General features: G+C 38.6%; 25 protein-coding genes, 2 tRNA genes and 1 pseudogene. 26 read left to right on the top strand and 2 right to left on the bottom strand.

Features of this window, described 5'->3' with window-relative positions; genetic code table 11:
- Positions 1-24 precede the first annotated feature (24 nt).
- A complete protein-coding gene (locus tag A0F92_RS15840) occupies positions 25-183 on the top strand; it encodes a transposase (RefSeq protein WP_253810347.1) in 159 nt (52 codons plus the stop codon).
- A 322-nt stretch (positions 184-505) separates the two neighbouring features.
- On the opposite strand, the gene A0F92_RS10195 is transcribed toward A0F92_RS15840, so the two are convergent.
- Positions 506-579: transfer RNA gene (locus tag A0F92_RS10195), tRNA-Ile, on the bottom strand.
- A gap of 243 nt (positions 580-822) precedes the next feature.
- Between A0F92_RS10195 and A0F92_RS10190 the strand changes: the two genes are divergently transcribed.
- From A0F92_RS10190 to moaCB, 18 genes are all read left to right on the top strand, one after another.
- Positions 823-1,629 (top strand): outer membrane beta-barrel protein, encoded by an 807-nt coding sequence (locus A0F92_RS10190; protein ID WP_167517010.1) that lies wholly within the window; start codon positions 823-825, stop codon positions 1,627-1,629.
- Positions 1,630-1,737: 108 nt separating this feature from the next.
- Positions 1,738-2,925, top strand: coding sequence for a GTPase HflX (gene hflX / locus A0F92_RS10185; protein ID WP_068245266.1), 1,188 nt, complete (start codon positions 1,738-1,740; stop codon positions 2,923-2,925).
- 3 nt (positions 2,926-2,928) lie between these two features.
- Complete coding sequence (locus A0F92_RS10180; protein ID WP_068245263.1) at positions 2,929-3,264, top strand: Rieske (2Fe-2S) protein; 336 nt, start codon at positions 2,929-2,931, stop codon at positions 3,262-3,264.
- 86 nt (positions 3,265-3,350) lie between these two features.
- Positions 3,351-3,424: transfer RNA gene (locus A0F92_RS10175), tRNA-Asn, on the top strand.
- 142 nt (positions 3,425-3,566) lie between these two features.
- Positions 3,567-4,097, top strand: a complete 531-nt coding sequence (locus A0F92_RS10170; RefSeq protein ID WP_068245261.1) for a GNAT family N-acetyltransferase — start codon at positions 3,567-3,569, stop codon at positions 4,095-4,097.
- Positions 4,098-4,150: 53 nt separating this feature from the next.
- Entirely contained in the window at positions 4,151-4,645 is a 495-nt protein-coding gene (locus tag A0F92_RS10165; protein ID WP_167517009.1) for a hypothetical protein, read from the top strand.
- A gap of 844 nt (positions 4,646-5,489) precedes the next feature.
- Complete coding sequence (locus A0F92_RS10160; protein WP_068245254.1) at positions 5,490-5,951, top strand: (2Fe-2S)-binding protein; 462 nt, start codon at positions 5,490-5,492, stop codon at positions 5,949-5,951.
- Positions 5,952-5,970: 19 nt separating this feature from the next.
- A complete protein-coding gene (locus A0F92_RS10155) occupies positions 5,971-8,172 on the top strand; it encodes a xanthine dehydrogenase family protein molybdopterin-binding subunit (protein ID WP_068245251.1) in 2,202 nt (733 codons plus the stop codon).
- 112 nt (positions 8,173-8,284) lie between these two features.
- Positions 8,285-8,692: a c-type cytochrome gene (locus tag A0F92_RS10150; RefSeq protein WP_068245378.1), complete on the top strand. Its 408-nt coding sequence runs from the start codon at positions 8,285-8,287 to the stop codon at positions 8,690-8,692.
- 17 nt (positions 8,693-8,709) lie between these two features.
- The gene (locus tag A0F92_RS10145) at positions 8,710-9,813 is read left to right on the top strand and encodes an XdhC family protein (RefSeq protein ID WP_068245248.1); all 1,104 of its coding nucleotides are present in this window, start codon (positions 8,710-8,712) and stop codon (positions 9,811-9,813) included.
- On the top strand, positions 9,810-10,421 hold the full coding sequence (locus A0F92_RS10140; protein WP_068245245.1) for a nucleotidyltransferase family protein: 612 nt from the start codon (positions 9,810-9,812) through the stop codon (positions 10,419-10,421). The genes A0F92_RS10145 and A0F92_RS10140 overlap by 4 nt, the downstream gene beginning before the upstream one ends.
- Positions 10,402-11,391: a GTP 3',8-cyclase MoaA gene (gene moaA, locus A0F92_RS10135; RefSeq protein WP_253810345.1), complete on the top strand. Its 990-nt coding sequence runs from the start codon at positions 10,402-10,404 to the stop codon at positions 11,389-11,391. The genes A0F92_RS10140 and moaA overlap by 20 nt, the downstream gene beginning before the upstream one ends.
- An 11-nt stretch (positions 11,392-11,402) precedes the next feature.
- Entirely contained in the window at positions 11,403-12,578 is a 1,176-nt protein-coding gene (locus A0F92_RS10130; protein ID WP_068245243.1) for a molybdopterin molybdotransferase MoeA, read from the top strand.
- Positions 12,579-12,590: 12 nt separating this feature from the next.
- A complete protein-coding gene (locus A0F92_RS10125) occupies positions 12,591-13,316 on the top strand; it encodes a sulfite exporter TauE/SafE family protein (protein ID WP_068245240.1) in 726 nt (241 codons plus the stop codon).
- 15 nt (positions 13,317-13,331) lie between these two features.
- Entirely contained in the window at positions 13,332-13,559 is a 228-nt protein-coding gene (locus tag A0F92_RS10120; protein ID WP_068245237.1) for a MoaD/ThiS family protein, read from the top strand.
- A gap of 2 nt (positions 13,560-13,561) precedes the next feature.
- Positions 13,562-14,647 (top strand): HesA/MoeB/ThiF family protein, encoded by a 1,086-nt coding sequence (locus A0F92_RS10115; RefSeq protein WP_068245235.1) that lies wholly within the window; start codon positions 13,562-13,564, stop codon positions 14,645-14,647.
- 3 nt (positions 14,648-14,650) lie between these two features.
- Positions 14,651-15,094: a molybdenum cofactor biosynthesis protein MoaE gene (locus A0F92_RS10110; RefSeq protein WP_068245233.1), complete on the top strand. Its 444-nt coding sequence runs from the start codon at positions 14,651-14,653 to the stop codon at positions 15,092-15,094.
- 1 nt (position 15,095) lies between these two features.
- Entirely contained in the window at positions 15,096-16,004 is a 909-nt protein-coding gene (moaCB, locus tag A0F92_RS10105) for a bifunctional molybdenum cofactor biosynthesis protein MoaC/MoaB (RefSeq protein WP_068245230.1), read from the top strand.
- Positions 16,005-16,040: 36 nt separating this feature from the next.
- Here moaCB and A0F92_RS10100 read toward each other — a convergent pair whose 3' ends face one another.
- The gene (locus tag A0F92_RS10100; protein WP_068245228.1) at positions 16,041-16,889 is read right to left on the bottom strand and encodes an AraC family transcriptional regulator; all 849 of its coding nucleotides are present in this window, start codon (positions 16,887-16,889) and stop codon (positions 16,041-16,043) included.
- A 199-nt stretch (positions 16,890-17,088) separates the two neighbouring features.
- Between A0F92_RS10100 and A0F92_RS10095 the strand changes: the two genes are divergently transcribed.
- From A0F92_RS10095 to A0F92_RS10060, 7 genes and pseudogenes are all read left to right on the top strand, one after another.
- Positions 17,089-18,060, top strand: a complete 972-nt coding sequence (locus A0F92_RS10095; RefSeq protein WP_068245225.1) for a phytanoyl-CoA dioxygenase family protein — start codon at positions 17,089-17,091, stop codon at positions 18,058-18,060.
- 644 nt (positions 18,061-18,704) lie between these two features.
- Complete coding sequence (locus A0F92_RS15620; RefSeq protein ID WP_167517008.1) at positions 18,705-18,944, top strand: cyclic nucleotide-binding domain-containing protein; 240 nt, start codon at positions 18,705-18,707, stop codon at positions 18,942-18,944.
- A gap of 123 nt (positions 18,945-19,067) precedes the next feature.
- The gene (locus A0F92_RS10080; protein ID WP_167517007.1) at positions 19,068-19,619 is read left to right on the top strand and encodes a hypothetical protein; all 552 of its coding nucleotides are present in this window, start codon (positions 19,068-19,070) and stop codon (positions 19,617-19,619) included.
- 24 nt (positions 19,620-19,643) lie between these two features.
- Complete coding sequence (locus tag A0F92_RS10075) at positions 19,644-19,835, top strand: hypothetical protein (RefSeq protein ID WP_068245215.1); 192 nt, start codon at positions 19,644-19,646, stop codon at positions 19,833-19,835.
- Between the two features lie 146 nt (positions 19,836-19,981).
- Positions 19,982-20,557 (top strand): guanylate kinase, encoded by a 576-nt coding sequence (gene gmk / locus A0F92_RS10070; RefSeq protein ID WP_068245212.1) that lies wholly within the window; start codon positions 19,982-19,984, stop codon positions 20,555-20,557.
- A gap of 108 nt (positions 20,558-20,665) precedes the next feature.
- Entirely contained in the window at positions 20,666-21,484 is an 819-nt protein-coding gene (locus A0F92_RS10065) for an SDR family oxidoreductase (protein WP_068245209.1), read from the top strand.
- A gap of 54 nt (positions 21,485-21,538) precedes the next feature.
- Positions 21,539-22,039 (top strand): annotated as a pseudogene (locus tag A0F92_RS10060) (amidohydrolase); the annotation flags it as partial.

Raw genomic sequence — 22,039 nt, 5'->3', positions numbered from 1 at the left:
AAAAAGTCACTAAATTTAAAAAATATGAGTACCACCAAAAGAAAATGGAGTGAAGCACAGAAGTTGCAAATCATCCAGGAAGTAGAGATGAATGGGTTGCAAGAAAGGCTACGCAAGTACAATTTATCTCAATTGCTTTTTCATAAATGGCGAAGGCATGAATGGATTAAAGCCCCGGTATAAAACCGTTGATCCTACTGTTCGTGGATTAGAACAGGAGAATGAGCGTTTAAAAAGGATTATAGCTAAGCAGGCCTTAGAGATAGAATTTAAAGATGAACTTTTAAAAAAAAATCATTAACTGTAAGCTCCCCCAAAAACAGTATGGTTGAAAAGTGGCAAAAAGGGCAGGTTGTAAACGAAAGGCTCCACAAAAAAGCCTTTGTTGGGAAATGTACAATTTTCAACTCAATTGTATTGAACAAAAAAACAAAACCCGGCTTGCACCTGGCGTAAAAGAAAAACCACTTATATCATTGGAGACATAAGTGGTTACTTTTCAATGTGGGCCCACCTGGGCTTGAACCAGGGACCCCCTGATTATGAGTCAGGTGCTCTAACCAGCTGAGCTATAGGCCCTGAGCTTTGGGCTCAAGAGGCGCAAAAATAACCAAATCCCACTATTTTCCAAATACGATTCAAAATAGTAATACCTTCTATTCATCATTAGATTTTATGGAAACTGCTCTGTCCGGTTTCTTTTCATGCAACAATTTTCACTATTTCTAAGCTTTTGCTAATTTTTAACCCTTTTGGTGGCTGCAATTCTGTTATTTTTGTTCCATTCTAAAAAAAAGGTTAAACCACCTGCATTTATACATAATGAAAAAATCGATCCTACTACTGCTTAGTGTATGTACCATGGCCGTGGCTCATGCGCAATTATCTACCTTGTTTCATAAAAAAGACAAAACAGATTCTACTGCACACCACAAAGCACCTAAAGAAAAAAAGCTGGTGCTGCCGAAAGTAAAAAAAGACTGGAGTAAAGTAGACCTCACCAAAGTTCCATCAGACCATTTTTTAATTCAGTTTGGAAGCGATACATGGACCGGCCGCCCCAATCCCGATACCATTGGTACCAAAGGGTTTAGCCGCCATTTTAATTTTTATGTAATGCTGAACAAGCCCTTTAAAACCGATCCGCGTTTCAGTGTGGCGTATGGCTTAGGCGTGGGTACCAGCAATATTTTCTTTGACCACCGGTACGTAAAAGTGTGGGCACCCGGACCAACCCTACCATTCGATAGTACCACCCGGTTTAAAAAATCGAAAGTAACGACCATTTATTTACAGGCACCTATTGAGTTGCGTTATTATTCCAACCCTGGCGATCCGCAACATTCCTGGAAATTTGCTGCCGGTGTAAAAGTGGGCACTTTATTAAAAGCATACTTTAAAGGGAAAAATCTGTTAGATATTAACAACAATAGTTTGTATGGTACCCAATATGTGCAGAAAGAAAGCAATAAAAAATTCTTTAACGGTACCTTTCTCGCAGCAACGGCCCGAGCGGGATATGGGAACATCTCACTCAATGTAGACTATTCCGTACTGGGTGTGCTAAAACAAAATGCAGGTCCTGTTATGAATACACTATCTATTGGACTTACAATTAGCGGATTGTAAAACAAGCTATATATTTCAATCATCAGCCCCATCCCGGTTCAGGGCCTCGATGGAGCTTTTCTTGTAAAGCAGGGTATTTGCAATACCTTTGTCTAAAACAAAGTATCGTTGATAGATAAGAACCAGAAAATAGCCACAGAAGAAAAAGTGGTGTTAATTGGATTAGTAACCAAAGAAGATACCCCCGAGCAAATAGAAGAATATTTAGATGAGTTGGCCTTTTTGGCCGAAACAGCCGGTGCCATTACCTTAAAACGTTTTGTGCAGCGCTTGCCGCATCCCGATAGTCGCACTTTTTTAGGAAAAGGAAAATTAGAAGAAATTAAAGCCTATGTACAGTCGAAAGGGGTAAATTTAGCCATTGTAGATGATGAACTCAGCGGCTCACAAATTTCGAATATGGAAGATGCACTCGGCATTCGAACCATTGACAGAAGTGATTTAATTTTAGACATTTTTGCCCGAAGGGCCAGAACAGCCCAGGCCAAAGTTCAGGTAGAGCTGGCACAATACCAATATTTATTACCTCGCTTAAAAGGTATGTGGAAGCATTTAGAACGTCAGGGCGGTGGTATTGGTACACGCGGCCCCGGTGAAACAGAAATAGAAACCGACCGTCGTATAGTAAAAGATAAAATTGCTTTACTGCGTAAAAGATTGCAGGAAATAGATAAACAAGCCTTTACCCAACGCAAAGAAAGAGGTGAACTGATTCGGGTTTCTCTGGTGGGCTATACCAATGTGGGCAAAAGTACCATCATGAACCTGTTAAGTAAAAGTGAGGTATTTGCAGAAAATAAATTATTTGCCACATTAGATACCACTACCCGTAAAGTAGTATTTGAAAATACCCCTTTTTTGTTAAGCGATACTGTGGGCTTTATCAGAAAGCTGCCTCACCATTTGGTAGAAAGTTTTAAAAGTACATTAGATGAAGTACGGGAAGCCGATATTTTATTGCATGTGGTCGATATATCGCACCCTGGTTTTGAAGAACAAATGGGTACTGTTCAAAAAACCCTGCAGGATTTAAAAGCATTTGATAAACCCATGCTCACCATTTTTAATAAAATGGATTTGTATGAATCTAAATATTTTGATGAATGGCTGGCACCGGAAGTAAAGGAAGATATTTTACGCGAACTGTATGATAAATGGCAACACCTTACCGAGGGCAACTGTGTATTTATTGCAGCATTAGAAAAAAGGAATGTGGAGCAACTGAGGACAGAAATATTAGATAAAGTAAGGCAAATGTACCGGGTAAGATATCCCTATAAAACCATTCATTTTTAGCAGATGTGGGGGCACGAAAAAGAACCTCAATGGATATTAGCAGGTCCCATACTCCAATTTTTTGAACCCGGCAAAAATGCATTGAAGCCGGTGGAGGTGCGGGGCAAAAATATTACACTGGCACAATGGAACGGAAGGCATTTTGCATTTGCCAAAAAGTGTCCGCATGCAGGCGGCATACTTGCCAGTGGTTATATAGATGCCTCCGGTTGCATTGCTTGTCCATTACATCATTATAAGTTTAATATGGAAACCGGCCGGAATATAAGTGGAGAAGGGTATTATTTAAAAACCTATCCTGTAAAAACAGATGGGATTGAGTTGTGGATAGGAATGTAACCGACAATAAACGAATAATTTTTAAAAGGATATTTTGCTGAAATACATTTTTCCCTATTTTTGCGCTCCGCGAATGCGGAAGGTATTCCCGAATAGCTCAGTTGGTTAGAGCATCTGACTGTTAATCAGAGGGTCACTGGTTCAAGTCCAGTTTCGGGAGCGAAGAAAAGGTTGTCAGTTCAAGACGACCTTTTTTATTGCGGTTTGTAAGGTTAATACTATATATACATTTAGCGCATAGGGTTTGGTTAAATAGGTTGTTTAAAGGTTATTTCCAATTAATTTTTCTATTTTTAACTGGCATGTTAACAACTCCACGACTGCTACTGCGCAATTGGAAGAATAATGATATGGAAGCATTCATTGAAATGAATGAAGACAGGGATGTGATGCAATATTTTCCCGATATTTTAAATGCAGAACAAACTAAGGCCTTATATCAACGAATACAACTTCATTTTCAGCAAAATGGTTTTGGCCTATATGCAGTGCAAGAAAAAGCATCTGGAACATTCATTGGTTTTAGCGGATTAATGGTTCCTTCCTATAAGGCATATTTTACTCCCTGCGTAGAAATAGGCTGGCGACTAAGAAAACAATTTTGGGGGAAGGGTTATACAACAGAAGCAACAAAGCTGTGTTTACTGGAAGCATTTACAAAACTACAACTGAAAAAAGTTTATGCGTTTACCTCTATTCATAACAGCGCATCCGAAAAAGTAATGTTGAAATTAGGTATGCAGAAAGAGGGAATTTTTCGGCACCCCAACCTACCCTTGCACCATTATTTAAGTGAACATGTGCTGTACAGCATATCATCTAACAACAAATGACCCGAAAAATGAAAAGTTACCGTTTTTATGTTGTGTTTGCCATATTATTAATAATGTTAGAATCCATAAATGGGCAAACAATAGAAAAGCCCGCCACTGCGAATCATGAGGTAAAAGGCTATTTTAGTTTTATTATTCCGTGGGTAACCTTCTCGAAAGATGGAACCACTGCAGAGTTTCAAAAATTTACAACAATAGGGTTTCCAATTGGTTTAAATGTTTACTATAGCAAAAAGTTTGGGGTTAGTTATGAAATTACTCCATTGGTGCAATGGTATCATCCCACCGGTGGAACAGCTTTTAGTAGAACCAATAATTTACTATTTGATCCGGGAATAATATTCAGAGGAAAAAATGGATTTAATTTTGTTCCGCGTTTAGCCTTTGAAACTCAAGGTAGATATGGGTTTACTCCTGTATTTAATAAAGTATATTTAAAGACAAAAGATGTAGATTATTGGTTTTCGGTTTCCATTCCAACACGTTTTGGTAATAATGTGCCGGTTTCAGTTGGAGGTAATTTACAAATTGGCTTTACATTAAATTAAAAAAGGGCCATTCTGTAGAAACAGAATAGCCTCTAACGATTGCTTGCCATATGAAAAATCTTAAAAATATTTTCTCTCTTGTTCCCTCTGTTAAGTAAAATTGTAAGTATTTTTTATTATAAACAAACAAATATTTATAACTATTTATGATGTCCAAAGTAAAAAAATAATTATAAATATTTGTTAATCAATTACTTATAAATATTATTATATGATTTCCAAAATAAATTATTAAAATAAATATTTAAATTTTTAGTTTATTTTTAGGTAAAATTCAAAAATTAAAACTAAAAATTGTAAATTTATATCTAAAATATATGGTTTTGTAATAAAAAATTAAACATCTAATTTAATATAATATTTAATATTGGGTTTCAATTTGTCACCGGGTTTAGGGTATAAAAACTTTAATTTGTAAAGAAACAGCAGCAAAATGGTCTTACCCATAAAGTATCTAAAGCAATTGTAAAGAAAACGGGTGTTGAATAACTAAATTGTATAGTTATAGTTGAAACCTATTTTTGGCTAATGGTTATAAAAGAAGAATTGAACAAATGCTGTAACCTTTCATGAAAAAAAATCGTTTCATCAAATAACAGTGGTTCGTCTTCACCCACGAAGCATTGCATACTATTTTATCTCCGTCTAATTTTTTCTGTTAAAATTCAAACGCTAGTACAAATGTTTTGTTTGAGCTATTGTTTTGTTGCTTAAATTTAAACTTTGATTATTACATGGCCGGTATGTTCGTTTTGTTTGGAGATTATAGCATTCCATGTTTTATGAAGTCGTTTCAATGCTATTGTTCTGTAAAAAATATTTCAATCTATAAAAAAAGTAAATCATGATTACTTTAACCGTAAACAATAAAACCTATACAATTGATGCGGCACCTGACATGCCATTATTATGGGCCATTAGAGATTATGTTGATTTAACAGGCACCAAATTTGGCTGCGGCATTGCGCAATGCGGCGCATGTACTGTACATGTAAATGGTAGTCCCGTTAGGTCCTGTAGTTTTCCTGTTGCCGCTGCAGCCGGTAAAAATATTACTACTATTGAAGGGTTGGAAGAAAACCAAATTGGACAGGCAGTACAAAAGGCCTGGATTGAATTGCAGGTTCCACAATGCGGCTACTGCCAGTCGGGCCAGATTATGAGTGCTACTGCATTGCTAAAAAATAAACCCAAACCTACCGATGCCGATATTGATGCTGCCATGCAGGGAAATCTTTGCAGATGCGGTACCTATCAGCGCATCCGTTCTGCCATCCATCGTGCCTCAGAAATCATGCATGCTTAATCTATAAAATGATCAGAATATGTCAGAGTCAACATCAACCATAAATCGCCGTAATTTCCTGAAATTATCAGGATTTACCGGTACCGGCCTTATGATTGGCCTTTCTTTAAAAGCAAATGGAGAATCGGTAATTGAAAAAATTACCAACTCCTATTTAGAAAAGCAACATACACTACAAGAACTAACCGGAACAGGTTACGATTTATCGCCATTTGTCATCATTGAACCAACCGGGCAAATTACCCTCATGAATCCCCGTCCCGAAATTGGACAGGGTGTTTATCAATCGGTGCCTTCATTAATTGCGGAAGAATTAGAGGTACCATTAGAGGGCGTAACTATTCAACAAACCGGTGGGCAAAAAAAATATGGTAACGGACAGTTTGCCGGAGGGAGTGCATCGGTAAGAACCAGTTATATACAAATGCGCCAAATAGGAGCTGCCGCCAAAGAAATGTTATTGATGGCTGCTGCCCAGCAATGGGGCGTTCCGGTAAGTGAATGTTATGCCGATAATGCTAAAATTATCCATCGCCCATCCGGCAAAACCTTGGGTTATGGTGATGTAGCGGCAGCTGCAGCCAAATTAGATGTACCCAAAAGTCCAACGTTAAAAGAGCCGAAAGACTTTAAAATACTGGGCAAACGGTATCCTCGTCCCGATGTTCCATTAAAGTCAACCGGCAAAGCCATGTTTGGTATTGATGCAAAAGTGCCGGGCATGGTGTATGCTTCTATTGAACGTTGCCCTGTATTTGGTGGAAAATTGGTGAAGTATGATGATACGGCCACGAAAAAGGTGAAAGGGGTAATTGGGGTTGAAACCTGTGAACGCGACATTAATGGCCACCATTCTGTGGGTGTGGCCGTATTGGCTGAAAATTACTGGGCTGCCCTTCAGGGAAGAAAAGCCTTGAAGGTAACATGGGATTATGATGGGAATGAATCGTTCAATTCAAAAGATTTTGCAGAAAGTTTACGCCAATCGGCCAAAGAAGAAGGAGCCGTTGACCATCAATCCGGCGATTTTGATAAAGCATTTGCCGAAGCACCAGTTAAATTAGAAGCATTTTATGAAACACCGGTGGTGTCACATTCCCCCATTGAACCTATGAACTGTGTATGTAATTGGTATGATGACAATAAAATTGAAATTTGGGCATCTACGCAGGTGCCGGGTAGAATAATGGAACAGTTTACCAAAAAATACAATATTCCAGAAGAAAATATTACCATCCATGTGCTGTTTAGTGGAGGAGGTTTCGGCAGAAGATTGTATCCCGACTATGTAGAAGAAGCAATTGAGCTCAGTAAAAAAATTGGCAAACCCGTTAAATCATTATGGACAAGAGAGGATGATACCAAAATGGGCCCCTTCCGACCTATGACTTTTTCTGCTTTTAAAGGTGCACTGACTGCTGATGGCAAACCGGTAGCTTTTCAACACAAAGTGATTGCCCCTACTTTAGATGGTAATAAAAATTATGATAAAACAAAGACGAATGGTACAATGACCGAAGGCATCAGTGAACAGAAGTATGAGATTCCGAACATGAAGAATTTGTATGTATTTCACTATATACCCGTACCTACTGCTGCCTGGCGTGCCGTTACCAGTACTACGCTGGCTTTTGCACATGAATGCTTTTTAGATGAAATGGCGGTAGCTGCTAAAAAAGATCCGATGGCATTTCGGTTGAGTATGCTGACCAAGAACACAGATACCAAAACCCTGATGCAAAAATTAAAAGAAGTGTCAAAATGGGATACGCCATTACCGGCTGGCTGGGGCAGGGGTGTGGCGCAATGGGAGTTTTTTGCAGGATTGGCCGGTTATGTGGTAGAGGTTTCAAAAAAAGGCAATGGCATTCAAATAGAAAAAGCATACGCTGTAATTGATTTGGGAACAGTGGTAAATCCCGATACGGTAGAAGGGCAAGTGCAAGGAGCCGCTGTAATGGCCTTGAGTGCTGCTATTAAAAATGGTATAACCTTCAACAATGGTCAAACGGTTCAAAGTAATTTCAACAACAATCCATTGATACGCATCAATGAAATGCCACCGGTTGAAGTGCACATTATGGCCAATGGCGGTCCTAAAATAAAAGGCGTGGGCGAACCGGGTTTACCACCTTTTGCTCCGGCACTCTGTAATGCTATTTATGCAGCCACCGGAATAAGAATTCGCAAATTGCCTTTTGATATCAACCATATTGTTTAAGCATTCAAGTATAAATCAATTATGCATGAAATTGCTCCGTGGAAGGTTATAAATTAACCGGATGAATTATTCTGCTATTTCAAATTACCAATGGAAACATAAAAATGTACACATGAAAAAACTAATCAGTAGCATGGCATTATTAACGCTTGGCGTTTTGGCTGTTTCTTTTCAACAGGACAAGGCATTGAAAGAAAGCATAGCAAGAGGTAAGGAAGCATACGGCATGTATTGCCAAAATTGCCACATGGAAAATGGCAAGGGACAGGAGGGCGTTTTTCCGCCTTTGGCCAAATCAGATTTTATGCAAAAGCCGATAGCTGAATTAATTAATGTGGTATTAAAAGGGCAAACCAGTGCAATTACCGTGAATGGTGTATCGTATAACAATATTATGCCGGCACAGGATTATTTAACCAGCGAACAAATTGCCGATATTTTAAACTACACCAGAAATGCCTGGGGCAATCGCTTAAAAGGATTGGTAACGCCGGAACAGGTGAATCATTTGCGTGAATAATCAGAACAGACTGCCGCATGAAAGAAATAAAAGATATTATTGCAGCGTATGATGCGGCCTGCCGTTTGCAACAACAAACAGCACTGGCCACTGTGGTGCATGTGGATGGTTCTTCTTACAGAAGGCCCGGTGCCAGGATGTTGGTGAATGAAACGGGCGAATTAACCGGTGCCATCAGCGGCGGATGTTTGGAAGGTGATGCTTTGAAAAAAGCATTGTTGGCCATGCATCAGGATAAAAAGAAAATAGTGGTGTATGATACTACCGATGAAGATGATGCTAAACTGGGCATTCAGTTAGGTTGCAATGGCATTGTTTCAATATTGTTTGAACCCTTACGCATCAACGATACCAATGAACATGCCCCTATTCAGCTATTACGCAAAGCCGTGGCCAACAGAAAACCTGCGCAACTGATATGCAGTTATGCACTGGAAAATGATCAGCATTTCGGTACTACTACTGCTGAATTTCTGCCACTTTCATTGCAACAACAGTTAGCAGAACCGATTGCCTCGGTTATTGCAACAGAAAAATCGGATCATGTGATGGTTGCTTGGGAGGGAAAAAAACACCAATTTTTTATTCAATGGGTACAGCCCTCCATTCAATTGGTAATTGTGGGTGCTGGCAATGACGCGATGCCATTGGCGCAGATAGCAGCAACGCTGGGATGGGATGTGGTAATAGCTGATGGAAGAAAAACACATGCAACCCATCAACGCTTCCCTATGGCAAATCAAATCTTGATAAGTAAACCTGAAGAAGTAGCAGGAAAATTACAGACAGATGCCAAAACTGCCGTTGCTTTAATGACGCATAATTATAATTATGATTTGGCCGTGCTCTCAACCTTGCAATCCACACCATTATCTTATATTGGTTTATTGGGGCCAGTCACAAAAAGAAACAGAATGTTACATGATTTAGAACTGCAGGGTATTCACTACAACGAAAAGCAGCTACAAACTATTTATGGACCAACGGGGCTGGATTTGGGTGCAGAAACTGCAGCAGAAATTGCACTCTCCATTGCTGCAGAAATTATGTCGGTGATGCATCAACAATCACCCATTCATTTAAGAGAGAAGTCATTCCCCATTCATGCTGCCACAATATGAGTACCGGTGTAATCATACTGGCGGCAGGGGCAGCAACCCGAATAGGACGAGCAAAAATGTTACTGCCGTATCAATCCACCAACCTGTTACTGCATTTGGTTCAAGAGGTGAAACAAATACAGCCGCAACATTTGCTGATTGTTACCGGTTTTTATCACCAACTTATTCTGGAACAAATGAATTGGCAAAAGGATGTGGATATTGTGTACAATGAAAACTGGCAAAAGGGGATGGCTACTTCTATTCAAAAAGGGATTGAGCACGTTATGCTAACACCATTACCCGCCACACATTTGTTTTTGCTGGTAAGTGATCAGCCTTTTTTGAATAGTATCCTTTTACAAAACATGTTAACCTTGCAACAACATACACAAAAAGGCATTGTAGCAGCGGAATATGATGGCATTCTTGGAACGCCCGTTTTATTTGCAGAACATTATTTTGCAAAGTTATTAGAATTGAAAGGAGATATGGGTGCCAGAAAAATAATACATCAATACCGAAAAGATCTGGCTACTATTGCTTTTCCTTTAGGGGGAATTGATATTGATACACCGGAGGATTATGAAAAATTTTGCCTCCTTAATAATGAAAATAATGCTAAATGATACCCATCAACGCAAACATACTTATTTACGTATTTCGTTGACCGATAATTGCAACCTTCGTTGTTTTTATTGTATGCCGGCAGCTGATTATACTTTTATGCCATCGGCCAAATTAATGCAGCCGAATGAAATTTTAGAACTGGCCAAAATTTTTGTGAATGAAGGCATCACCAAAATAAGATTAACGGGTGGCGAACCGCTGGTTCGAAAAGATGCTCCAAAAATTATTGAATTGTTGAGCAGCCTGCCGGTAACATTAACCATTACTACCAATGGTGTTCGGGTACATGAATTTATAGAAAGTTTTAAAGGGGCTGGCATTTCATCTGTAAATATTAGTTTAGATACTTTGCAAAAAGAAAAATTTCAACAACTTACCCGCCGCGATGAATTTAAACGGGTAAAAGCAAATATTGATGCATTGTTACAGCACAACTTTAAAGTAAAAGTAAATGCAGTAGTGGTAAAAGGAGTAAATGACAATGAGCTATTGGATTTTGTGGCATGGACACAACATACCCCCATTGACGTTCGATTTATAGAATTCATGCCTTTTGATGGAAATCAATGGAAAAGCGATAAATTGGTTACCTGGGCACAAATGGTGGAAACCATTCAAAAAAAACATACCATCATCCCCATACAAAATGATGTACACGATACCAGTAAACAATACTGTATTGAAAATTATGCCGGTACTTTTGCCGTAATTAGCACCATGAGTGCACCATTCTGTGAAGGATGTAATCGTATTCGTTTAACTGCAGATGGCAAAATGAAAAACTGCTTGTTTGCAGAACAGGAAACTGATTTATTAACACCACTTCGCAATCAGCAGGATGTGTTACCACTTATACAGCAGAATCTTTTATCCAAACACAAAGCGCTGGGCGGACAATTTTCTAAGCAATTCAATTTAATTGATGCCAATACATTACACAACAGAAGTATGATTGCCATTGGCGGTTAATAACTAGCAATATGATTTCAGTAGCAACAGCAAAACAAATTATCAACAGTCATTCTAAAACATTGTCAACAATAGAGCGTCCTATTCTTCAGGCACTAGGCTATGCATTGGCGCAAACCATCGTAAGCCCGATTCAGTTTCCTGCATTTCGTCAATCCTCTATGGATGGTTATGCTATTTATTATGTTGAAAAAGAAAAAACATTGCTCATTCAGGATGCATTACCTGCCGGAACTTCACAACAATTGACGTTAGAAAACGGAATGGCCATTCGCGTTTATACCGGAGGCCCTATACCGGATGGTGCCGATTGCGTTGTACAAAAAGAATATGTAAATCTAATTAACCAATCTATTCAAATACAATCCGATCGTATAGTTCAGTTGGGCGATCACATTCGGGAAAAAGGCTCCGATTTAGAAAAAAATACAGTTTTAATTGAAGCAGGAACTGTTCTGCGTCCGGCACATATTGGTTTGTTGGCCAGTGCAGGCATTACCCAAGTACCGGTTATTCAAAAACCGTCGGTGGCTATCCTAATTACGGGGAATGAGTTGGTACAACCCGGCATGCCCTTAACCTTTGGGAAGGTATACGATTCTAATGCCTTCTCCATTCAGGCACATTTGCAACAATTGGGTATTGTAAATATAACTGTGCAATATGTAAACGATAACTTAAACGAAACGTTTACAAAAATTGCTGCACTGGTAACACAATTTGATGTATTGATATTAACCGGCGGGGTAAGTGTAGGCGATTTTGATTTTGTACCTGCTGCTTGCGAGAAAGCCGGTATAACACCACATTTTCATAAAGTAAAACAAAGGCCGGGGAAACCCTTGTTTTTTGGTACTCGCGAAAACAGATTGGTTTTTGGCTTACCCGGTAATCCGGCAGCAGTGCTTTCCTGTTTATATCAGTATGTACTGCCTACTATTGAACAAATGAGTGGAACACAGACTATTCGTTCGGCAACCGCTCGTTTGAAAGCGCCCTTCAAAAAAACCATTCCACTTACACAATTCCTGAAAGGATACTATGAATCAGGAGAAGTAACTGTTTTGCCAGCACAGGCTTCTTATCAGTTAAGTGCATTGGGAAAGGCGAACTGTTGGATAGAGCTGGATGAAGAGTGGACATTCATTGCCGCACAGCAGGAAGTAAAAATATATTTATTTATATAGAACTATTATTGTATGCATGAAATTTGGTTGTACCTATTGTTTTTTTTGGTAGCGTTTTTTTATTCCAGTATTGGGCATGGTGGTGCAAGTGGTTATTTGGCTGTAATGGCCTTGTTAAGTTTTAGTCCGGCTGTAATGAAGCCCACATCATTATTGCTCAACACATTGGTATCGTTCATTGCCTTTGTTTCATTTTATCGAGCCGGTCATTTCAAATCTAAATTGTTATGGCCATTAATAGCGGCCTCTATTCCACTTGCGTTTATTGGCAGTATAATGCCAGTTTCAGATTCAATTTATAAAAAGCTATTAGGGGTAGTATTACTCATTTCTATTATTCGGCTTTTGTATCAAAATTCTGATAAGCCTTTAAATCCGTCGCCCAAATGGTATGTATTGTTTGTAATAGGTGCCATTATCGGGTTGGTTTCTGGAATGATTGGTATGGGCGGAGGAATATTATTGGCTCCGGTTTTGTTGCTGATGGGATGGTCTACACAAAAACAAACAGCCGCCATCTGTGCTATCTTTATATTTTTAAATTCTGTATCGGGCATGATCGGTCAAATTAAAACAGGATTTCCACTCAGTACTCAAATTATTTATATTGTTATGATAGTATTATTGGGTGGCTGGCTGGGCGCCTATACAGGCTCAAAAAAACTCAATGAAAAAAGTATGAAGTACATGCTGGCAGTAGTTTTAATCATGGCTTCCATCAAACTGTTATTTGTATAATCAATAGATTAAAAAATGGAAATACTATTTTTTGGCAATCTCATCGATATTACCCGGCAGCCTAAAGAATTGATAGAGGGCGTTGCTGATACAGCAACATTAAAACAGTTGCTGGAAAAAAAATACCAGCCATTGCAAACAGCAAAATATTTTATAGCGGTAAATGGTAAAATGGTGCAGGAAAATACAATTTTAAACCAGGGAGATACGGTAGCATTGATGCCACCATTTTCAGGAGGATAAATATGTTTGAACAAAAACGATATAGCAGGCAAATGATATTGCCTGGTTTTGGCTTGGCAGCACAACAAAAGCTGTATCAGGCAAAAATCTTGATTGTGGGAATCGGTGCATTGGGTTGTCCTGCCTTGCAATATCTGGTGGGCGCAGGTGTTGGAGAAATAGGTATCATAGATGGGGATACCATACAATTGCATAATCTGCATCGTCAAACTTTATTTAATACTTCTGAAGTGGGTGAAAAAAAGGTAACCGTTGCAGCAGCAAAAATGCAGGCATTGAACCCTGAAACACACATAACGGTATACCCCTTTCACATCAATAATCACAATGCACTACAAATCCTGACAGGGTATGATATAGTGATAGATGCTACCGATAATTTTTCTGCAAAATATATGTTGAATGATGCCTGTGCTCTTTTAAATATTCCTTTGATATACGGTGCTGTTTCCGTGTATGAAGGGCAGTTGACGGTTTTCAATTACACAAAAAATAATGGGAAAAATATTCAGTATCGGGATGTTTTTCCTGTGCCACCGGCAGCAGATGAAATTAAATCCTGCGAAGAAGCCGGAGTACTGGGTATGTTGCCGGGAATGATTGGTACCATGCAGGCTACAGAAGCTGTTAAATTAATAACAGAATTAGGCAGTTTGTTAGATGGCAGATTATTTACCTACCATGTTTTGAATGCTGTGGTTTATGAAATTGAATTGTTGAAAAATAAGGCGCTTACTGTAATTGACCGTTCTACTTTTGAAGCCATGGATTATGCATTGCATTGTGCCACTGAAACAGCTATTCCTGAAATCAGTATTCCTGAATTTAAAAAAAGGCAAAAAGAAAATCAACTTTTTGTAATTGATGTTCGTGAATATCATGAAGAACCCGCTATTCATTTTGCTGACTTGCAGTTGCCGGCGTCTCAACTCGCTTCCGCCAATTATGAACTACCCTTACATAAAGATATTTGTGTAATTTGTCAGCATGGAATTAGAAGCGTGTATGCAGCAGCACAGTTACAACAGCACACCCAACAAAAAGTATATAGTTTAAAAGGTGGATTAACTGCCTATTTTAATCAGTAGTATATGAAAACAAAAAGTATTAAAAATATATTTGTGGAAGGCGCCATTGCTCCGCAAAAAATTGCCAATAGCATTGCACAACACGCCACCCAAAAAAATATTGGCGCACACAGCATATTTTTAGGTCAGGTACGGGCCGATGAAAAAGAAGGAGGAAGGGTGCAGGCAATAGAATATACCACTTACAAAGAAATGGCTCTGCAGCAAATGCATGATATAAGAGAAGAGTTATTTAAAAAATACGAACTTACATGTATGCACGTGTATCACAGTTTAGGCGTAGTTCCGGCAGGCAAAATCAGTTTATTTGTATTTGTTTCATCAACACATCGTAAAGCATCTATTGCAGCCTGTGAAGAATTGGTTGAAGCCATTAAATTTCAATTACCTATTTGGGGTAAAGAAATTTTGAATAATCAAAATACTGTTTGGAAAGAAAATCATTAATATGGTCAACATCACCCATAAATCAAACAGCTTACGTACAGCCATTGCTGTTGCAAACGTAAAAACATCTGCTCCTGAAACCATCGTAGCCATTCAGGAAAAAAGAGTGCCCAAGGGAGATGTGTTTTCATTCGCCAAAGTAGCCGCATTATTTGCTATCAAAAAAACCAGCGAGGTAATTCCGGATTGCCATCCATTACCAGTTGAATTTGCCGATGTTCGTTTTACTATCCGGGAATTATCGGTAGAAATCATTGTTGAAGTGCATACCATTTATAAAACCGGTGTTGAAGTAGAAGCCATGCATGGCGCTTCTGTTGCTGCATTAACTTTGTATGATATGCTTAAGCCAATTGATTCACATATTGAAATTCAAAACATACGCCTGCTTTCAAAAAAAGGTGGAAAATCTGATCGGAAAAATTTGGATACCCCAACCCTACAAGCAGTAGTTATTGTTTGCTCTGACAGTATCTTTCAGCAAAAAGCAACAGATAAGGCCGGTTTGGCAGTGGTAGAAATACTAAAGTCTTACAATATACAAACGGTGCATTATGGTATTATTCCCGATGAGCATTCATACATTCAGGAACAAATACAACGGTATGCCATTGATGAAATTCAATTATTGTTTTTTGTTGGAGGCACCGGTGTTTCAGAAAGAGATATAACACCTGATGCTGTTCGTCCATTATTAGATATGGAACTGCCGGGCATTATGGAAGAAGCCCGCCGTTATGGTCAGGAACGAATGCCTTATGCCATGCTGTCGAGAAGTGTTGCCGGTTTTATTAAAAACACTTTGGTATTAACACTACCCGGCTCTACCGGAGGTGCAACAGAATACATGGAAGCTTTGTTTCCGGCAGTATTGCATGCTTTGGAAATAAAAAACAATCAGCCACATTAATTTGCAGCATTATTAAATGTAGTGCTTGCTTTAATGTTAGCTGTTTAAATAATGCTTTCTGAAAACAGAAGGGGTTACTCCGGTAACTGCTTTGAAGGTTTTATTGAAATGTGAAATATTGCCAAAGCCACACTCAAAACAAACATTGGTAATATTTTGATGATACAGCAATAATTTTTTTGCCTGATTGATGCGGTATTGGTTAAGAAATTCAGTAAAAGTGAAATGTGTTGCTTTTTTAAAATATCTGCAAAACGCTGCAGTAGTTAAACTACACAGCCTGGCTACATCCTTTACGTCAATCGATTGCTGATAGTGTAATTCAATAAATTGATAAACCTGCTGCAAGCGTTCATTTTCTTTTTGTAATACTGAAACAGATACGGGTTTTACATTCAGCGTTTCTTTTTCATCACTATTTGCTAAAAGTTGAAGTACCTGCAATAACCGGATTAATTTTTCAAAATTTGGTAATGTTCGTATTTCTTTTAAAAGCGTTCCTGCCTTCAATTTTGTATCGCCATAAAAAACCAGACCTTCCTTTGCCAGCTCAAGCAGAGTTCTAATAGCACCAAATTCCGAAATAGAAATTATTCCATTCCCCAAAAAATCTTCCCGCATTTGAATAACAACGGTTTCTACTTTGTTTTTAACACCATAATCAAAATTGAGGTGTGGTATATTGGGACCAATCAATGCCAGGTCACTGCCTTCATAATTGGAAATATGATTACCTATATGCCTTAAACCCTTAGGTGATTCTACATATACAATTTCATATTCCGGATGAAAATGCCAGTAAAAAATATCATTTAAATTAGGATTCTGCAAAATCCGGAATGAACTGTCAGGGCCGGGTTCGCAGTTTTCTCTTTTAGCCCGCATGGTGCTGTATTTGTAAACAAACTGTAATTTATCAAAAAAAATATCAATATAGCATATAAATTGGCCAATGGGCTATTTGTAACCCTACTTCTGCACTTGTACTTTTATTGCATGAAAATAACGGTTGCTGAGGGGTTTACTACTTTATACCGTTTATTCACTTAAAAAATGATTCATTCATTGTAAAAATTTTTTACGTATGCAGGAAAAAACAATGGCAGCAGTAATGGTGCCCACAAACGCACATAAAGATATTCCCGGGAACCCTTCTGTAACAAAATCAAGTCAACATAAACTGAACGACAGAAGCAATGGTAAATCATTACGCGTACTTAGTGAGGAAGACTGGCAGTTTTGGATAAGCAATGGTTATATTGTTATTAAAAATGCCGTACCGCGAGAACAGGCTTTAGCAACAGCTCAGTTTTTATGGGAGTTTGAAGAAAAAGATCCCAATAACCCTGCAACCTGGTATTCGGCACCCCGCGCCGACATGCAAATGAAAGAACTCATTAATACCGGTATGGTGGAAGTATATAACCACCAACATTTATGGAATAACCGTATGACACAGCGTGTATATGATGCATTTGTAGATATTTGGGGAACGGAAAAATTATGGGTAACCATTGATCGGGCGAATTTAAATTTCCCCATTAGGCCAGGTTTTGAATACAAAGGCTTTATTCATTGGGATTATGATCCGGAAACAAAACCGGTAAATGTGCAGGGTGTACTGGCATTGGCCGATCAAACAGATGAAGAGATGGGTGGTTTTCAATGTGTTCCGGAATTATTTAGAACTTATGATACCTGGAAAACCACACAACCAGCCAACCGTGATCATTTTAAACCGGATATAACGGGATTTGAATTGGTGAAGGTAAAAATGGGGGCAGGTGATTTGCTCATCTTTAACAGCTTGCAACCGCATGGCATCAGGCCCAATAATAGTAAAAATAAAGTGCGCATCGCACAATATATTTCCATGATGCCTGCCGAAGAAGAAAATGAAGCATTAAAAAACTGGCGTGTTGATTCCTGGAAAAATCGCATTGCTCCGGAGGGATATGCTTTTCCAGGTGATCCGCGAAAATGGGAACAAACCCGTTATGGAACAGCACAATTAAATGCATTGGGAAAAAAATTATTGGGTTTAGAAAAATGGTAGTTATGCGTTTCTAACTGAATATAAATTGTTCTTTTTATCCCCCACACCGGCGCAGCAATTTGTTGCGCTGTTTTTTATGATATATACAAAGTGTTCGGAAATGATACACTTTTTTATAAGAACCTTCACACTACAGTATTAGTAAATGTTAATAAAAATGGAAACAATTCATATATTTAGTTTTTAATACATTCAAATACTTCAGATATATTGAATTTTACCGTTCAACAATGTTGTGATTTGCATATTGTTTAACGCTGATGAATTTTGCACTTGCAATAATTTTTTTCATTCATAGCTATGTTGAACCCTGCAATGCAACATTTATTATTCATATACAGGCCTTCCTTCATTATTTACATGAATCGGCCTTGCATGCTTTCGCAGAGGCATTTCAGCCAATTAGTGTTAGGTGCAAAACCATGCTTACGGTTGCAGGCAAAACGGAGTGTTACCTGTATTTTGTTACGGAAGGCTTACAAAGAATATGTTATTTAACAGAGTCTGGTAAAGAAAGTACACTGTAGTTAGTTACCCATTTTCTTTTAGCGGAATGGCCGATAGCTTTTTTATTTCAAAATCCCGGTTATTATTTTTTTGAAACCATTACTGCCAGTCATTTTTTACGCATACATCATGAGCGTGTGCAGCAGTTAATTGCAAAATACCCATGTATACAGCAGTTGTTAACAAAGTCAAAGGCTTTACATGATACTTTATTTCGGCAAGTAGAATTACAATGCTATAGTAACGAAGAAAAGTTTAAAGCCTTAATGGAGAGAAATGCACATTTGTTAAATTATGCTCCACATAAATATCTGGCTTCTTATCTGGGCATGGATGCTACCAATTTCAGTAAAATATTGAACGGCTACAAAATTTAAAATCATGGCAAATACCAACATTTATAGTCCGTTCAAGTGGCAGCTTTGCAATCAGTATCATTTTAAAAATGAAATGAACAAAGCATACAACAAAAATAATAATTATTTTCCATAAATTAATGTATGCCGCAATTACAGCAATGCTATTTGTTGCCTGCAGCAAGCCGTTACCATTCACCAATGAACTATGTTAACCTAAATAATGCTGTGGTGAAAGCTCAACAGCCTGCATTGGTATATGATTTGAATATGGCCGGAAGAATAGACATTGCATTTAACGTAATGTTGTTAAGCGATCCAATACAACAACAAAACAAGTGGCAGTTTATGGCTGTTACGGATATATATACGGCATTACTGGTTGATACAAACGAAACAACGCCGGTTGCTGACAGAGCAACCATTATTATAAGAGAGGGCTTTGCCGGATATCAATGGTATGGCGCCTCCAATGTTGTATGGATACAAAAAGTTGTTAGCATGGCCATTCCTGATTATTGGGAAAGCAATTGGTTGAATGTCAATAAAAAGTATTTGCCTTTTCAGATAATGAAAGACAATAAAAAATATGATGGCTGGATAGAGTTAACGGAAGACCATGCCAATGAACAAATCATTTCACACCGTTTTGCTATCAGCAAACAAGCGGATACTGCTGTTGTTGCCGGCATATAATCTACAAATCTTCAAATTTTTCAAATGAGCAATTTAAACAACAACAAAAGCCTTTTTGTTGGGTTATTTTTGATGGTATTTCCCACCGCAAGTCAGAAAAAACCCGTTTCTCCCGTGCCACCTGCACCCTCCTCTCCTGCTGCACCCACCATGCAGTATTTCTCATTACAGGACTATTCCATTCAGGCCAATAAATCGGGGTTACTATTGATTTGAACAGAAATGGCCGACGCGATATGTTTTTTTAATGTAATGCTGGTAAGCTATCGTATTTATCAACCGATAAATGGAAACTTATGGTTTCTACCGAAATGCATCAAATCTGAATTACGCCACTCCATTTTTTCTTCTTTTATTTGCAAATGGAATCAACGGAAAAAAAAATCATCATCATCACGGCGCCATCAGGTGCAGGTAAAACTTCTATTACCCGATATCTTTTAGCAAAATATCCCAAGTTAGCATTTTCTATTTCCGCTACTACCCGTTCCCCTCGAAGCAATGAGCAGGACGGAAAAGATTATTATTTTATTTCTATCAACGATTTTCAGGAAAAAATAAAAGCAAATGAATTTATTGAATGGGAAATGGTATATGAAGGAAAATATTATGGCACCCTGCACGCTGAAATAGAAAGAATTTGGCAGGAAGGTAAAGTGCCGGTTTTGGATATTGATGTGAAAGGCGCCATTCATGTACAACAGCAATACCCCAACAATACCTTGTCCATTTTTATTGAAGCGCCCAGTTTGGATGAATTGAAAAAAAGATTAGAAAGCCGGGGAACAGAAACCCCGGAAAGTATTGCTACCCGTATGAGTAAAGCCAGTTACGAAATTTCTTTTAAGCACCATTTTAATATAGAAATTGTAAACAGAGAATTAGAGCAGGCCTGTTTGCAAGCAGAAACAGCCATCCGGCAATTTTTGGGCTGGTAATAGGCTGTAATACCTGAATCTTCTTGAAACATCAGGGATAAAATTATTGGTCTTCCTTCTTTTTTCTTCCTGCAATTATGCTATCTTGTTTGATTAAATGAACAGGATATGCTATTTCAAAATAAAACCGTATTCATTACCGGTGCCAGCAGAGGCATCGGCAAGGCCATAGCGTTAGAACTGGCAAAACAAGGCGCCAATATTGTAATTGCCGCGAAAAGCACGGAAGAAAATCCAAAATTAGGAGGTACCATTTTTTCTGCCGCACAAGAAGTGGAAGCTGTTGGAGCTAAGGCAATGCCGGTGCAAACCGATATTCGTTTTGAAGAACAAATTCAAGTGGCTGTACAAAAAGCGGTGGATGCATTTGGTGGTATTGATATTCTGATCAATAATGCTTCTGCCATCCAATTAACAGATACACTTTCCACCGAACCCAAGCGCTTCGACTTAATGCACAGCATTAATGTAAGGGGCACTTTTTTAGTTACACAGGCCTGTGTTCCTTATTTAACAAAAGCGTCTAATCCGCATATCTTAACCTTATCGCCACCATTGAATATGCAACCCAAATGGTTGGCCCCCCATATTGCCTACACAATTACCAAATACAATATGAGTATGATGGCCATTGCTTGGGCACATGAGTTTAAAGAGCTGGGTATTGCATCCAATGCTTTGTGGCCAAGAACCACCATCGATACGGCTGCGGTACGTAATTTATTGGGCGGCGTTGCGTTGGCTAACCAAAGCCGAACGCCACAAATCCTGGCCGATGCTGCTGCTATCATCCTGCAAAAAAAATCAAACGACTGCACAGGCAATACCTTTATTGATGAAGCAGTATTGGCAGCAGAAGGCATCACTAATTTAGATAAATATGCTGTGGTACCAGGTGCCACACTTTTCAACGATTTATTTGTATAAATCGATATTTTTATTAGCACATTTCCATTTTTTTACAACCAAAACCAACTACTTATGAGAAAATTTATTGTTCTGTTGCTTGCTAACAGCCTGCTATGGCTGTCTGCTCCATTTGCTCAAACACCGCAAAAACCCAATGCACTCAAACAAACTGCCATGGCCGATTTGCAAAGCCAGTACAACACCTACAAAAATGTAGCCTTACAAATTTGGAACTTTGCAGAAGTTGGCTATAAAGAAGTAAAGAGTTCAGCACTGCTGCAAGAACAACTTAAAAATGCAGGCTTTTCTGTTGAAAACGGAGTGGCCGATATTCCCACTGCTTTTGTGGCTACCTATGGTAGCGGTCAGCCGGTGATTGGTATATTGGCTGAATTTGATGCCTTACCCGGTTTATCTCAACAGGCTGTTCCTGAAAAAGAGCCGGTTGCCGGACAGGCAGCGGGGCATGGCTGCGGGCATCATTTATTTGGCACGGCCTCAGTAGCTGCCGGAATAGAAATACAAAAATTAATAGCCTCCAACCAATTAAAAGGAACTATAAAAGTATATGGT

The organism is Hydrotalea flava (assembly GCF_001623405.1).
Lineage (GTDB): Bacteria > Bacteroidota > Bacteroidia > Chitinophagales > Chitinophagaceae > Hydrotalea > Hydrotalea flava.
Note: the sequence above shows the minus strand (reverse complement) of the source record. Positions and strands in the feature narration are given on the sequence as shown.

Excerpts from the sequence above, each read along its gene's own strand:
- A0F92_RS15840 (WP_253810347.1), top strand. The coding sequence starts at position 25 with ATGAGTACCACCAAAAGAAAATGGAGTGAAGCACAGAAGTTGCAAATC.
- A0F92_RS10190 (WP_167517010.1), top strand. The coding sequence starts at position 823 with ATGAAAAAATCGATCCTACTACTGCTTAGTGTATGTACCATGGCCGTG.
- A0F92_RS10180 (WP_068245263.1), top strand. The coding sequence starts at position 2,929 with ATGTGGGGGCACGAAAAAGAACCTCAATGGATATTAGCAGGTCCCATA.
- A0F92_RS10170 (WP_068245261.1), top strand. The coding sequence starts at position 3,567 with ATGTTAACAACTCCACGACTGCTACTGCGCAATTGGAAGAATAATGAT.
- A0F92_RS10165 (WP_167517009.1), top strand. The coding sequence starts at position 4,151 with ATGTTAGAATCCATAAATGGGCAAACAATAGAAAAGCCCGCCACTGCG.
- A0F92_RS10160 (WP_068245254.1), top strand. The coding sequence starts at position 5,490 with ATGATTACTTTAACCGTAAACAATAAAACCTATACAATTGATGCGGCA.
- A0F92_RS10155 (WP_068245251.1), top strand. The coding sequence starts at position 5,971 with ATGTCAGAGTCAACATCAACCATAAATCGCCGTAATTTCCTGAAATTA.
- A0F92_RS10150 (WP_068245378.1), top strand. The coding sequence starts at position 8,285 with ATGAAAAAACTAATCAGTAGCATGGCATTATTAACGCTTGGCGTTTTG.
- A0F92_RS10145 (WP_068245248.1), top strand. The coding sequence starts at position 8,710 with ATGAAAGAAATAAAAGATATTATTGCAGCGTATGATGCGGCCTGCCGT.
- A0F92_RS10140 (WP_068245245.1), top strand. The coding sequence starts at position 9,810 with ATGAGTACCGGTGTAATCATACTGGCGGCAGGGGCAGCAACCCGAATA.
- moaA (WP_253810345.1), top strand. The coding sequence starts at position 10,402 with ATGAAAATAATGCTAAATGATACCCATCAACGCAAACATACTTATTTA.
- A0F92_RS10130 (WP_068245243.1), top strand. The coding sequence starts at position 11,403 with ATGATTTCAGTAGCAACAGCAAAACAAATTATCAACAGTCATTCTAAA.
- A0F92_RS10125 (WP_068245240.1), top strand. The coding sequence starts at position 12,591 with ATGCATGAAATTTGGTTGTACCTATTGTTTTTTTTGGTAGCGTTTTTT.
- A0F92_RS10120 (WP_068245237.1), top strand. The coding sequence starts at position 13,332 with ATGGAAATACTATTTTTTGGCAATCTCATCGATATTACCCGGCAGCCT.
- A0F92_RS10115 (WP_068245235.1), top strand. The coding sequence starts at position 13,562 with ATGTTTGAACAAAAACGATATAGCAGGCAAATGATATTGCCTGGTTTT.
- A0F92_RS10110 (WP_068245233.1), top strand. The coding sequence starts at position 14,651 with ATGAAAACAAAAAGTATTAAAAATATATTTGTGGAAGGCGCCATTGCT.
- moaCB (WP_068245230.1), top strand. The coding sequence starts at position 15,096 with ATGGTCAACATCACCCATAAATCAAACAGCTTACGTACAGCCATTGCT.
- A0F92_RS10100 (WP_068245228.1), bottom strand. The coding sequence starts at position 16,889 with ATGCGGGCTAAAAGAGAAAACTGCGAACCCGGCCCTGACAGTTCATTC.
- A0F92_RS10095 (WP_068245225.1), top strand. The coding sequence starts at position 17,089 with ATGCAGGAAAAAACAATGGCAGCAGTAATGGTGCCCACAAACGCACAT.
- A0F92_RS10080 (WP_167517007.1), top strand. The coding sequence starts at position 19,068 with ATGCCGCAATTACAGCAATGCTATTTGTTGCCTGCAGCAAGCCGTTAC.
- A0F92_RS10075 (WP_068245215.1), top strand. The coding sequence starts at position 19,644 with ATGAGCAATTTAAACAACAACAAAAGCCTTTTTGTTGGGTTATTTTTG.
- gmk (WP_068245212.1), top strand. The coding sequence starts at position 19,982 with ATGGAATCAACGGAAAAAAAAATCATCATCATCACGGCGCCATCAGGT.
- A0F92_RS10065 (WP_068245209.1), top strand. The coding sequence starts at position 20,666 with ATGCTATTTCAAAATAAAACCGTATTCATTACCGGTGCCAGCAGAGGC.